The sequence below is a fragment of the Balneola sp. genome (assembly GCA_002694685.1).
GTDB lineage: Bacteria > Bacteroidota > Rhodothermia > Balneolales > Balneolaceae > Gracilimonas.
Genome location: NZMW01000001.1, coordinates 216,923 through 229,251, shown reverse-complemented (window position 1 = coordinate 229,251; position 12,329 = coordinate 216,923). Strand labels below are relative to the sequence as shown.

Below are 12,329 nucleotides of genomic sequence, written 5' to 3'. Positions count from 1 at the left end.
GATATTGATACATAACATAAAACAAACATCATGGAGTACAAATGGTTATGAATTTTAAGAAAATAATAAAAGGATTATGTGCTATTGCATTAGTCGGTCTTTCTACGGCTGGCAATGTACAAGCTCAACTCGGGGATGCGGGGGCTATCTTGAGAGGTGGTGCTGCAGATGCAAATATTTTAATGGAGAGTTTTCTCGCTCCATATACAAAGGGTTTTGGCGCAGATTTAAACACCGGATGGTTTAACACTGCCAAAGCGCACCCTACTCTTGGTTTCGATATCAGTTTAAATGTAGCTGCTGCAACCATTCCATCCAGCGAAAAGGTTTTTGATGTAACAGCCCTCAACTTAAGTCAGCTTGAGCTTACTTCTGGAAGTGCTGAAACGTCCACTATAGCCGGAGACAAAAGCACCAATACTACAATGGGTGTTTATTTGGAGAATCCCCAAACAGGACAAGATGAGCTAGTTACTGAATTTGGCCTTCCAGGTGGAACCGGTTTTGCTTATGCCCCTGCACCAATGATTCAGGCTAGTGTTGGTATTATTAAAGACACTGACATTACCGTACGATATGTACCTGAATTCACTGCTCCAGTTGTGGATGCCGGTGTTGGTATGTTTGGTGTTGGTGTGAAACATGGGATCAACCAATGGCTTCCGGGTGGCAAACTACTTCCTGTCGATATCTCCGTTCAGGTTGGCTATACCAAATTCAGTGCAAATGCTAACTTTAATGTAAATCCTGAAGTACCTCAGGGTGGAAATGCTGAAATTGAGAACACATTCCCTGCTACTACCTGGGATGACCAAAGCATTGACCTTGAAACTACAGCAACTACATTCAACGCGATTGTTGGTAAAACACTCCCGTTCATTTCTGTATATGGAGGATTAGGTTATGAGACTTCAAAAACAACCTTGGCTACACCAGGAATGTATCCAATAACCTCATTTAACCCGGATTACGCTAACGATCCTATGAATGAAAAAGAAAAACGAATTGAAGCTATCGAATCTCCTATTGACTTGGAGATTGAAGGTGATAATAAAATTCGTGCTTTTGCAGGTTTCCGATTCAGCCTGGCTATCTTTAGAATTTCTGCTAGCTATACCCAATCTACTTATTCTGCTTTTAATGTAGGTGTTGGGTTCGGCTTACGATAAACCAGTGAAGACATATTCTTTAAAACAAAAAAGGCGCTCAATGAGCGCCTTTTTTATTACTTATACTTTTAAGCTTACCTAATTAAAGTCTATTCGATGTAAGGATACGTGCTTTTATACGTTGAGTCGTCATTTCGCGGCGAATGCCCGAAATCTTATTGCTTTTACAGGAATCAATAGCTGATTCTATGGCTATATTTAGAGATTCCTGCCTTCACGGGAATGACCTTAATCGCGATTCTTTAGTCTGTTAAACTCATTTGTTGTCTCGAACTCACCTTAATTAAGCAATCTGGTAATCAGCCAAAATAGGCTTCTCAACTTTCTCATCGAGTTCGATAACCCCATCTCTTAAACGCACAATTCGGCGGGCGTGATCTGCAATTTCTTGTTCGTGAGTAACCACAATAATGGTATTTCCCTGACGATAAAGCTCTTCAAAAAGCATCATAATCTCATCTCCCGTTTTGGTATCAAGGTTACCCGTTGGCTCATCGGCAAGAAGAATAGACGGGTTATTAACTAAAGCTCTGGCAATAGCAACACGCTGACGCTGCCCACCTGATAATTCATTAGGCTTGTGATCAACCCTATCCCCTAAGCCTACTTTGGTAAGTACCTCTTTTGCCCGCTCTTTACGTTCAGCTGATTTCATACCTGCATAAATAAGTGGGAGTTCAGCATTAGCCAGGCAAGAAGTTCTTGGGAGTAGATTAAAAGTCTGGAAAACGAACCCAATTTCACGATTCCGAACTTCAGCAAGTTCAGCATCATCCATCGTGCTTACATTATTATTATTCAGAATATACTCTCCGGTTGAGGGCGTATCGAGGCAACCAATCATATTCATTAATGTTGACTTACCAGACCCCGAAGGCCCCATAATGGCTATATATTCATTCTCTAGAATGTCAAAAGTTACACCAGCCAGGGCATGTACTTCCGTACTACCCATTTGATAAACTTTTGTTAGATCTGTGATTTGAATGACTGGCTTTTTAGACATATGAATTGAATAAAATTAGATTAATTGAACGAAACAGTCTTATTGTTGACAGTAACCTTATCACCATCTTTCAAGCTATTAGAAAGAGTACGGTAACTACCAATTACAATTTCTTCCCCTGCACTAATACCTGAGAGAATTTGAATATGTGTGTTATCACTGATCCCTGTCTCAACTTCTTTACGGATTGCATTTCCATTTTCTACAACAAATACCACCTTACGAATATCCTCATCCTTGATAACTAAGTCTTCATCCTGAGAGCTTGCAAGAATCATTTCAGCTGAATCTTGTTCCGCTTTCTGAGTCTTGCTGTCTTTAGCAAAATCGCGAACCGTTACTGCCTGAATAGGAACTGATACAACATTTACCGCAGTTTGAGTTTCTATATCAACTGTAGCAGACATTCCTGGACGGAATTTTGGAACAAACATTTGTTCAGGATCTTCTGAACTCTCCGTTCTAACCAACTTATCAGGACTGCTGTCAAGGTTGTGAGGTGTAACAATTCGAACTTTTACCTGGTAATTCGTAACCTGCTCATTAGTCCCGGAACCTGTTACCCTTGCTGAGTTTGCAATTTCAGTTACAACCCCGTTGAATCTTCTTTCCGGATAAGCGTCTACTTCAATTCGGGTGGTATCCGCAAAGTCTACGTTTACAATGTCGTTCTCATTCACTTCAACTAATACTTCCATACGGTCTAAGAGAGAAACCCGCATCATTTCCGTACCTGCCATTTGCGAATTACCAAGCACTCTCTCGCCTTCCTCTACACCCAGACCAGTTACGGTACCATTCTGAGGAGCTCTTATCACGGTTTGCTCTAGTTCTTCTTGAGCCTGACGCAGTTGAGCTTCAGCACTTTGAATTTGATACTCGGATGCTTTTAAACTTGCTTTCTGAGCATCGAGCTCTGATTTCGTTTGAATGTATTCCATCTCAGAAATCAGTTCTTTGTCGTATAGTTGCTTGTCACGTTTGTATGCCGCTTCAGCTTGTATAAGAGATGCTCTGGTTTGCTCGAGGCGAGCTTTTTGAGTCAACAAAGCTGCATTTAAGTTATCAATCTGAGCTTGATAGATGTCGGGCTTGATTCGGACAAGCAAATCCCCTTCACGAACAAAATCACCCTCTTTAACGGCCAGTTCTATAATTTCACCCGAAACATCCGGACGAATAATAACTTCGATCTCAGGCTGTACCTTACCGGAAGCTGAGACTAACTGTGTTATGGTCTTAAGCTTCGCAGTAGCTGTTTCTACCTGTTTTCCCGAATCTGACTGCCCAATGACCCCGGTCATCCTTAGAGTTAAACCCAGAGCAATTACAACACCCAGAACTCCACCTATCCATATCAACAGTTTTTTTGTTGATGATTTCTTATTCGCCATTTCCCTTACCTATCCCTTTAAATTAATTATGTTTTTAGAATTCTACGCTGTCGCCACTGAGTTTACCTAAGTAGTAGTCAAGCAACTTCTCTTGAAATATCAAATTATACATTGCTTGTGTGTAGTTAGATTGTGCTTCAACATAACTTGCTTGTGCCTGGCTCAATTCGATTAATGTGCTTGAACCAACATTGTATCTTTCCTGCTGAGTCTCAAATGCACGTTCACTTGCTCGTCTTGATTTTTCAGAAGCTTGCAGCTGTTTGATGTATGAAGTGTAGTCGTTGTATGCCTGTGTAACTTCCTGAATAACCTGAAGCTTAGAATTATCAAAAGACAATTCTGCATTCTTAAGCTGAATTTTTGAAGACTGAATGTTGAACATTCGATTCCAATTTTGGAAGATTGGAATGTTAACGGACAACCCTAAAGATCGGTTAACCTGTTGGTCAAAAAACTGATCATTGAAACCTACATTCCCTTCACCTGGCAAAGAATACTGATCACTATATCTTGAAGAAACCGAAGCACTAGCTGAAACAGAAGGATATAAACTTCCTTTAGCTATATCTAGCTGATACTCTAAAACTCTGATATCGGCAATTTCACTCTTAAGGTCTGACCGATTTAGAATTGCCTGATCAATCAGCTCACTTAAACTATAATTCATGTTCTCAGCTTCGCGCACCTCAGTCTGAGTTTCAGGTACTACAAACTCGTAATTACCCAATGGATCGATTTGTAGTTGCCTTACAAGCACCAATTTGCTGAATTTGAGACTGTTTTCCTGTTGAGTTACACTCAATTCATCAGCAGCTACCTGTGCTTCCTGGTTGTATAGATCCACAGAAGGGCGAGATCCTACCTCAACCTGTGCTGTTACCTGCTCAAGTTGTTGTTGTGAATTTTCAAGATTCTCTTGAGCTATTTCTAACAGCTGTCCATCCAGTAAAACCTGTAAATAACGAGACGCAGCATTGAAAATAACCTGCTCTCTAGCTCGCTGTAAACTTTCTTCTGATGAAAGCTTGGATTGCTCACTGGCTCGAAGTGAATTTATATTATTAAAACCATCAAATATGGTAAGGTTTGCGCTTAATCGACCACTAAAAGATTGAGAAGTCACATCAACAAAAGGGTTAAGACCCGGCTCGCTCAAACGGTCAGCAATAAACTGTTGACCTGTAGATCTCGAACCACTTAGACTACTGGTTATTGAAGGAGCAAAATCCGCATACTCGCTTTTAATATTTTCGTTAGAAAGCGCAAGATTATTCTCAGCCTGCTTTAGCTGGTAGTTATTCTCAAGTGCTATATCGATAGCTTCCTGAAGTGAAATTGTTCGGACGTCCTGAGCTGAAAGCGTTGACGTTACTAAAAATAGAAGTGCAAATAGCGTAGATGAAAGAAGTCTTTTCATGATTGAAATTCGTTTTTGTTAACAGGTTGTACACGAAGAGTGACGAAAATAGTTACAGATTAGTTGCTAAATTTTCGACTTTTATATCCTTTTACAGCGTGTAGCTAAATAGTTGTAAAATTAGTCGGCTGACTCTCTATTCTTTTCTTTTAGTTCAGCCACTTTACCATCAAGAAAATCTAAAAACAGACTCAAACCTTTTTTGGCGAGCATACGTTTAATCTCTTTAGAAATTGCTGAATCGGTACCAGAAGAATATTTTCTTGGGGAAGAAATGTTGTTAGTATCTTTATTCCGACCTATCAAAAACCCAACAACAATAGAAGCACCAACAATGGGTAACGGATATTTCTTAATAAGGTTTTTAGGGTCCATATTATCAGAAACCCCCTCCTTCACACTGTCAATAGATTTATCCAATCCGTTTTGTATACTAGCTAACTCATTTTCAAGCTGCTGCTTTTTCTTTTCAAGGTTTGATAATTTTTCTTCAGACATTTTCATCAGAATCTTTAGTGTGAATTTCTCGCGTAGGAAGCTCTATTGTCTCTTTCTCTTTGACAGGCTTAGTATCTAACAACTCGGCAAGTAGTTGAGCCTGAATTCTCTTTGCTATGGATTTAGGTTTCACAGTTACAAATATAAGACCTAAGATAAAGAATGGAGCACCTACTATTGCATAGCCAGCCCATTCTGCATCAAACACATCTCCAAGGTAAATGGCCAAAGCGACCAGTCCAAATACTAAACCCAAAGCCAAAATAGTATAGCCAAAAAGCTGTTGAATGGACTGACCTATAATATAAGTGACCTTATCACTTACATTTAGGACCGTCAATTCTAAACGAGTTTCAACATATTGTTTAAGCTCGCGGGTAATTTGTTTTATTCTGCTACCTAAATCTTCCATTCGGATTTAGTCCTTTGATGTGAAAATTTTGGCTGCAATAAATCCAACAGCTAATCCTACAGCAACAGATTTAAGCGGATTTTTGCGAATGGTTGATTCCGACTTATCCTTTAGTTCTTCTAGTCGAACCTGAAGATCTTCGTCTTCCAGGATTTCTCGGCCCTTATCAATTGCTCGATCAAGGCGTTCATTTATATTTTGGATGATTTCTTCGTTCATAATGCCCTATTTTTTTCTTTAATATAAGAAATTGCATTGGATGCTTAAATCATTCCATTGCAAAAAGTTATTCGTAGCGTAAACTTTCTATAGGATCTAGCTTAGCAGCTTTAAAAGCAGGATATACTCCAAAAACCAACCCAACAATCAACATTCCGAAAAACCCACCTGCTACCGACCATAAAGGTATTACCGGTTCCGTTTCTATCCATACCGCCATCAGGTTTCCGACACCAATGCCAAAGATCATCCCTATTACACCACCTATTTGGCATATGAATATGGCCTCCATCAAAAACTGACTTACAATAGCTTTTCGTGTTGCTCCTACCGCTTTTCGAATCCCAATCTCTCTGGTCCGTTCAGAAACTGAAACTAACATGATGTTCATAACACCAATACCGGCTCCTAACAGAGTAATAAAACCTATTGCGAATCCCCCCATATACAAGGCACTTGTAAAAGCATCGAATGTCCCTGAGAGCGATTCATTTGTTTCAATTTCAAAATCATTTACATCACCCGGTGCTACTTTCCTGATAACTCGCATTATGCCGGTGAGTTCTTCTACGGTACGGTCAATGAAGGAAATCCCAGGAGCCCGAACCTGGACTGAAATATTTCTATCTCTGCCTCCATATACATTTAAGGCCGTTGTGTAAGGGATTAAAACAAAGTTATCAAAGGACTGACCGAAAACCTGTCCCTTAGCTTCAAGAATTCCAATCACCTGATACTGACGCCCATCAAAGCGGATGGTTTTACCTAACGGATATTCATTTTTGAACAAAGCATCTTGCACATCCTTGCCAATAATTGCAAAACTTCTGCCGTACTGAACATCATCGCCGGTAAAATTTCGCCCATCTTCGAGATCGTACGCGTTGTTTTCCAGGAAATTTGAATTACTTCCTCTTACCATTACGTTGGGTTCCGTTTCTTCATCCTGGAATACTATTTTAGAAGCGGAAAAAGTTTCATAAGGACTCATTCCCTCTGCTATGTTCATTTGCTCTTCAAGAGTGAGAGCTTCTTCAAATCCAATATTCTTTCGATTTCGAATGTTTTTATCCAGTTCCCCCATTTGCACTGCAGGTGTTTTCTGGATGGTGATTACGTCACTTCCCATTATACTAAGCGTATTTTTGAAGTAGTTATCTAAAACAGCAACCGCTGTAGTAGAAACAATGACAGAAAAAACACCAATTACTAAGGCTAACAGCGTAAGGAAAGAACGAAGCTTATTCGCCCTGATAGAATCTATAGCTTGTGCAGTTGTTTCTTTGATATGCATTTTTATTCGAACCTCAGTGATTCAATTGGATCTGATTTTGCGGCACGGTAAGCAGGAATAAAACCAAAAGTAACCCCAACAAACGTACATATACTAAATGCTACTATTACTACGCTTACATTCATTACAGCCACAAAAACCTGATTAATTAGAATGGTTAATCCGCCAGCCAGTGCAACCCCAATAATTCCACCTAACAAACAAATAGCGATTGCTTCCAGCAGAAATTGAGTCAGTATTTCCCATGACTTCGCACCCACAGCTTTTCTTATTCCAATTTCTTTTGTTCGCTCTCTTACAGAAACAAACATAATATTCATCACACCAATACCCCCAATCAGTAAAGATAAGCCACTTAGTATAAAGCCTACCGCATAAATACCGGCTTTCATACCTTCAAGTTGTTCCTTAAATGCTTCGGGTTTATTCAGTGCAAAATCATTATCGGCTGTAGCATCTAATTGCCGAATTCGTCTCATGATTCCTTCGAGTTCGTACTCACCTTCTTTCATGACTTCTTGAGAAGGAAACTGGACGCCAATTTGTAAGCCATACCTTAAACCATATATCTGTTTATATGCTGAAATTGGAATGATGATCCGGTTGTCAGTATCCTCTAATCCTAGAAATTTTCCCTGTTTTTCCAGAATTCCAACTACTGTGAATTTTTGCCCTCCGACCCGAATTTGTTTACCTAGTGCAGATTCCAATTCAAACAGAGATTCCATCAATGTATTTCCAATTACCGCAACTTTTGAACCGGAACGCACTTCCTGCTCCACATACATTCTTCCCTCAGCAATGTTGAGACCCTGTATTTCCAAATAATTTGCCGTGGCACCACTTAACCCCACTCCTTCAGCACTCTTATCTTTATAACGAACGGAAGTACCTCTATTTGCAGCTGCTGTTACATTATTTGCATATCTGCTGTAATCTCTTATTTGCTCAACATACTCCAGCTCAATCTCTTTCCTATTTCTATACTCCCACCACTTATATTCTCCGCCCATGCCCCATGGCCATTTTTGAACGTACACCACATTCTGCCCCATCATTGCCATGCTTTTTTCAAAAGTAACATCCATACCGGTAGTAACTGAGTCAACAATAGTTACCATGGTAATCCCGATGATTATACAAAGGGCAGTAAGTGTAGATCTGATTTTGTTGACTTTAAGCGCCTGAAGAGCGATCCGAAATCCTTCAATAAAACTGTTAGCTATTCTCATGCTAGTATTTGGGGTGAGTTGATGTACCTGCTACGAAAATTATTTTATTTCGTTACGCCAAATTTAGAAAAAAATACTTTTGTGTTATTTTTAATGAATACCTTAAATAATTCTCTTTTAGCGATAAAATTTACTTTATGAAATTAGATGTACTTGTATTTGCTTCCCATCCTGATGATGCTGAATTAAACTGTGGCGGAACCATTGCAGCCTTAACTTCACAAGGTAAAAAAGTGGGCATTATAGATCTCACAAAAGGTGAAATGGGCACACGCGGTACCCAAGAAACCAGAGCTGAAGAAGTTAAGAAAGCTTCTGAAGTTTTGGGAATTTCATTTCGAAAGAATCTAGATCTGGGTGACTCACTTATCCCAAATACCAGAGAAAATCAGTTAAAAATTATTGAGCAGGTTCGGGTGACTAAACCACATATATGTATAGTCGGGGCCCCCTTTGACCGACACCCTGATCATGCTAAAGGCACAAACCTTTGTATTGATGCCTTGTTTTATTCTGGTTTAAAGAAGATTCATACTTCAGATAATGAAGGGAAAAAACAAGAAGCTTTCCGCCCCTCCCATATTTTGCACTACATGCAAGACCGGCCATTTGAACCTGACTTTGTATTTGATATTTCAAATCATTGGGAGACAAAAAAGAAGAGTATGCTCGCCTTTAATACTCAATTTAATGTGTCAGACCCGGGTGATGAACCAGAGACCTATATTTCGTCAGAAAACTATTTTAAGCAGCTTGAAGCAAGAGCTCGATACTTTGGTCATTTGGCAGGCTTTGAATATGGGGAACCGTTTAAATATCACCTGAATCCTGCACCTCTAAAAAGCATGGATTTGTTTTTTGAAAGTTCTATAAACCGGTAAGGGTTTTAAAGCTCATAAATTTCGTCAAATAGCGTTGTATCGATGACCACATCTGAAGCAGATCGCATGCTATCTATTTTTGTGTCTAGGAAGTTTAATACGCGATACATTTTCTCAACCTCTTTACCTGGGTCATCCACAGAAATTTGAATAAACTCTTTGTCGTTTACATTTAATACCACCCATCCTTGTGTTTCAGAACTTGCTGTAACTGGTGAGCCAACAGTAGCTTTCGACACTAATCTGTAATCAGCATCTATTGGCGACAAACTTGCCTGCTCTATCGAGGTATAGTTAGGAAATGTTTGCGGAGGAGTCCCTGACAAAATATCCCGTCTGATTACTTTTGCTTCTTCCAGAGATGTAGCAGGAATTTTCCAGTAGCTGGTCTCAATATTATAACTTCGATTCCGAATTACCTGGTTGCGGAAGTTCTCCGGGATTTCTGTTTCTGAGGTGTCCTGTAATGCTATTTGAATAAGTTCCTGTTGATATAGATCGGAAAGAACTTCCATTCCTCGGTCTTTTACTTTCTTATTGACTCTATCGTCATTTTCATAACCTTCTTCTTTAGCTAAACGCATTAAGACCTCGTTACGCAACGCTCTTCCTACTGATGCTCCAGTTCGGTTCCTTGATTCGTTTAAAGGCAAATATGGGAGCCAGTTCAAATAATCTTCTATGGTGAAATCAATTCTTTCACCAAGCAATACATAGGTCCCTAGTACTGACTGCTCATCAACTTCTAATGCCAATTCATCGAGTTTACCATCATTCCATGTGGCTCCCTCCATGTCTCCATCTTCTTGCTCACGATCTATTTCTTGTATTGATGGTAAATTTCTGATTTCCTCCATCAAACTGACAAGGGGTTCGCGATTCATTTCTATATTCACCTTACTCATCAAATCACGGATGTAAGCATTAGCCTCGAGAGCTTGATTTCGTTGCTTAACTTTATTCTGAATTCCTTCTTTCCGAATCTGATATTCGCTTTCGGTTAACATAGCCTCAAACAATACTTTCTCCACATAAATAATATGATAGCCAAAGCTTGTTCTTATTGGTTCTGAATATCCCCCTTCATTTATCGAAAAAGCTGTTTCCGCAAAATTATCATCAATTCCATAATATGAAATGGGACCTAGATAGCCAGCCGTGGAGTCATACTCTGCAGTACCATAAAACTCATTGGCCAAGTCTACAAAATTCTCGCCGGCCTCAAGCCTATTGTAATACCTGTAGAGTTTGTCTTCGTCTTTAGAAAACAGATGCCTTACATATACTTTACGTTTTGACTTGGCGAAAGCTAATCGAACGTCCTCTTCTGATGGGTTTTCAATTCGCTCATTCATTTGATCCACAAAGTAGATATCAGCGAGGGATTTTCTCTTCTGATACCAAATAGCATCCTGATAAGTTTGGTTGCCTAGATAATTCTTTTGAATAGCCGCATCGGCTACAGCTAGATTATCAATTAGCTCACTTAAATATCGATAACGTTCGTTCTTAATATCATTTCGTCCTGTTTTGATCAGGTAACCAACATATTTTTGTTCAAAATCGGATACCGTAATTTCCGAATCATTAACAGTAGCAATTACTTGTTCGGATTCTTTCTCTTGAGAACAGTTTGCTAAAAACAAAGATGAGCCTATAACACAAAAAAAGAATAGCCACTTAAAATGTAGGTGGCTATTCTTTTTCAATAAACTGGGTTGAAACATTTAGAAGTATAATTTTATATCAATTAACGTCGTGTTGCCTAAATACTCAAATGGAACTTGGGCAAAATCAAAGCCAAGAGCAACGCCGCTGGCTGTTTTTAGTGTGAAGCCTGCTCCATATGTAAAGTGCGAATCAACCTGATCACCTAAAAGTAGATCTTTATAACCTGCTCTGGCATGAAACTTAATTGTATTGGTGATATAGCTGAGTTGAGAACCCGTGTCTAAATTAAGATCATTATCGTTGGTTTGTTGAGCATCAGTCAGTAGCAGTAGCTCTAAATTGTCTTGCTTAATAACCGGAAGCGCTACACCAAACCTGAATGATAACGGCAGATCCCATTCGTCCATGAAGATACGACCTGGAACGGATTCATTATTACCTTCACTTGTTTCATCAACATCAATCAGGTACTCAGCGTTAATACCCCCCATCTGCATACTTCCACCAAAGTTACTTATGGTTGCACCAAGCTTCATACCATTTAGATAGTCTGTTAAAAGAGTAAATCCAAAGTCGAATGCAAAGGTTTCAGCGCTCATATCATAGATTTTCTGCTGAATTAACTTAGCCGTTCCACCAAAGTAAAAGGATTCGGTAAGGTTTTGAGCATAAGATAATCCAATGCTTAGATCATGAGCACCAAATGAAGCACCTGTTCCCTCCTGAAGTTCTACCGTTCGTATATCCATTCTACCATAGTCAAGGTAGTTCAGGCCTATACCAAAGCTTTTGCCTTCTGAAATATTAAACACTAATCCGGAGGCATAGGCGCTGACATCAACAAAAAGTTGATTATAGGAAAGATATCCCGAGCTGTAAGTACCACCCTCATTCTTTAGAGCAATAGTTGCGGGGTTCCAAAAAAGCCCCTCCGCACCTGAAGTAATCACGGTATTCGCGTGTCCTAAGGCTGAGCCTTTAGCTCCAACTCCCAGTGTGAGAAATGGAGCGGCTGTAGTACCTACCCTGCTTTGAGCATGTAGTGACACCGAGCTAACTAAAAAGAGTAATACAATTAATGTAGAAAGAGGCTTCATAATCTGATGTGTTAGAATCTTACTTTTTATATTCTT

The 12,329-nt window shown here is 39.5% G+C and carries 12 protein-coding genes; 2 read left to right on the top strand and 10 right to left on the bottom strand.

The window, feature by feature from the left end; genetic code table 11:
- Positions 1 to 41 precede the first annotated feature (41 nt).
- On the top strand, positions 42 to 1,169 hold the full coding sequence (locus CL667_00890; GenBank protein ID MAL16238.1) for a hypothetical protein: 1,128 nt from the start codon (positions 42 to 44) through the stop codon (positions 1,167 to 1,169).
- A 283-nt stretch (positions 1,170 to 1,452) separates the two neighbouring features.
- On the opposite strand, the gene CL667_00885 is transcribed toward CL667_00890, so the two are convergent.
- From CL667_00885 to CL667_00850, 8 genes are all read right to left on the bottom strand, one after another.
- Positions 1,453 to 2,175, bottom strand: coding sequence for a macrolide ABC transporter ATP-binding protein (locus CL667_00885; protein MAL16237.1), 723 nt, complete (start codon positions 2,173 to 2,175; stop codon positions 1,453 to 1,455).
- Between the two features lie 20 nt (positions 2,176 to 2,195).
- The gene (locus CL667_00880) at positions 2,196 to 3,569 is read right to left on the bottom strand and encodes an efflux transporter periplasmic adaptor subunit (GenBank protein ID MAL16236.1); all 1,374 of its coding nucleotides are present in this window, start codon (positions 3,567 to 3,569) and stop codon (positions 2,196 to 2,198) included.
- 34 nt (positions 3,570 to 3,603) lie between these two features.
- Positions 3,604 to 4,989 (bottom strand): hypothetical protein, encoded by a 1,386-nt coding sequence (locus tag CL667_00875; protein MAL16235.1) that lies wholly within the window; start codon positions 4,987 to 4,989, stop codon positions 3,604 to 3,606.
- 120 nt (positions 4,990 to 5,109) lie between these two features.
- Positions 5,110 to 5,487, bottom strand: coding sequence for a hypothetical protein (locus CL667_00870; protein ID MAL16234.1), 378 nt, complete (start codon positions 5,485 to 5,487; stop codon positions 5,110 to 5,112).
- Entirely contained in the window at positions 5,480 to 5,899 is a 420-nt protein-coding gene (locus tag CL667_00865; GenBank protein MAL16233.1) for a hypothetical protein, read from the bottom strand. The genes CL667_00870 and CL667_00865 overlap by 8 nt, the downstream gene beginning before the upstream one ends.
- A 6-nt stretch (positions 5,900 to 5,905) precedes the next feature.
- Positions 5,906 to 6,118, bottom strand: a complete 213-nt coding sequence (locus tag CL667_00860; GenBank protein MAL16232.1) for a hypothetical protein — start codon at positions 6,116 to 6,118, stop codon at positions 5,906 to 5,908.
- Positions 6,119 to 6,185: 67 nt separating this feature from the next.
- A complete protein-coding gene (locus CL667_00855; GenBank protein MAL16231.1) occupies positions 6,186 to 7,412 on the bottom strand; it encodes a hypothetical protein in 1,227 nt (408 codons plus the stop codon).
- 2 nt (positions 7,413 to 7,414) lie between these two features.
- Positions 7,415 to 8,644, bottom strand: a complete 1,230-nt coding sequence (locus tag CL667_00850) for a hypothetical protein (protein MAL16230.1) — start codon at positions 8,642 to 8,644, stop codon at positions 7,415 to 7,417.
- A gap of 137 nt (positions 8,645 to 8,781) precedes the next feature.
- Here CL667_00850 and bshB1 point away from each other — a divergent pair, with 137 nt between their 5' ends.
- Positions 8,782 to 9,525 (top strand): bacillithiol biosynthesis deacetylase BshB1, encoded by a 744-nt coding sequence (bshB1, locus tag CL667_00845; GenBank protein ID MAL16229.1) that lies wholly within the window; start codon positions 8,782 to 8,784, stop codon positions 9,523 to 9,525.
- 5 nt (positions 9,526 to 9,530) lie between these two features.
- On the opposite strand, the gene CL667_00840 is transcribed toward bshB1, so the two are convergent.
- Complete coding sequence (locus tag CL667_00840; protein ID MAL16228.1) at positions 9,531 to 11,252, bottom strand: hypothetical protein; 1,722 nt, start codon at positions 11,250 to 11,252, stop codon at positions 9,531 to 9,533.
- Positions 11,253 to 12,293: a hypothetical protein gene (locus CL667_00835; GenBank protein ID MAL16227.1), complete on the bottom strand. Its 1,041-nt coding sequence runs from the start codon at positions 12,291 to 12,293 to the stop codon at positions 11,253 to 11,255. It abuts the gene before it with no gap.
- Positions 12,294 to 12,329: the final 36 nt, after the last annotated feature.

Coding starts and splice junctions, on each gene's coding strand:
- CL667_00840 (MAL16228.1), bottom strand. CDS start 11,252: ATGTTTCAACCCAGTTTATTGAAAAAGAATAGCCACCTACATTTTAAG.
- CL667_00885 (MAL16237.1), bottom strand. CDS start 2,175: ATGTCTAAAAAGCCAGTCATTCAAATCACAGATCTAACAAAAGTTTAT.
- CL667_00880 (MAL16236.1), bottom strand. CDS start 3,569: ATGGCGAATAAGAAATCATCAACAAAAAAACTGTTGATATGGATAGGT.
- CL667_00870 (MAL16234.1), bottom strand. CDS start 5,487: ATGTCTGAAGAAAAATTATCAAACCTTGAAAAGAAAAAGCAGCAGCTT.
- CL667_00850 (MAL16230.1), bottom strand. CDS start 8,644: ATGAGAATAGCTAACAGTTTTATTGAAGGATTTCGGATCGCTCTTCAG.
- CL667_00835 (MAL16227.1), bottom strand. CDS start 12,293: ATGAAGCCTCTTTCTACATTAATTGTATTACTCTTTTTAGTTAGCTCG.
- CL667_00860 (MAL16232.1), bottom strand. CDS start 6,118: ATGAACGAAGAAATCATCCAAAATATAAATGAACGCCTTGATCGAGCA.
- CL667_00865 (MAL16233.1), bottom strand. CDS start 5,899: ATGGAAGATTTAGGTAGCAGAATAAAACAAATTACCCGCGAGCTTAAA.
- bshB1 (MAL16229.1), top strand. CDS start 8,782: ATGAAATTAGATGTACTTGTATTTGCTTCCCATCCTGATGATGCTGAA.
- CL667_00890 (MAL16238.1), top strand. CDS start 42: ATGGTTATGAATTTTAAGAAAATAATAAAAGGATTATGTGCTATTGCA.
- CL667_00855 (MAL16231.1), bottom strand. CDS start 7,412: ATGCATATCAAAGAAACAACTGCACAAGCTATAGATTCTATCAGGGCG.
- CL667_00875 (MAL16235.1), bottom strand. CDS start 4,989: ATGAAAAGACTTCTTTCATCTACGCTATTTGCACTTCTATTTTTAGTA.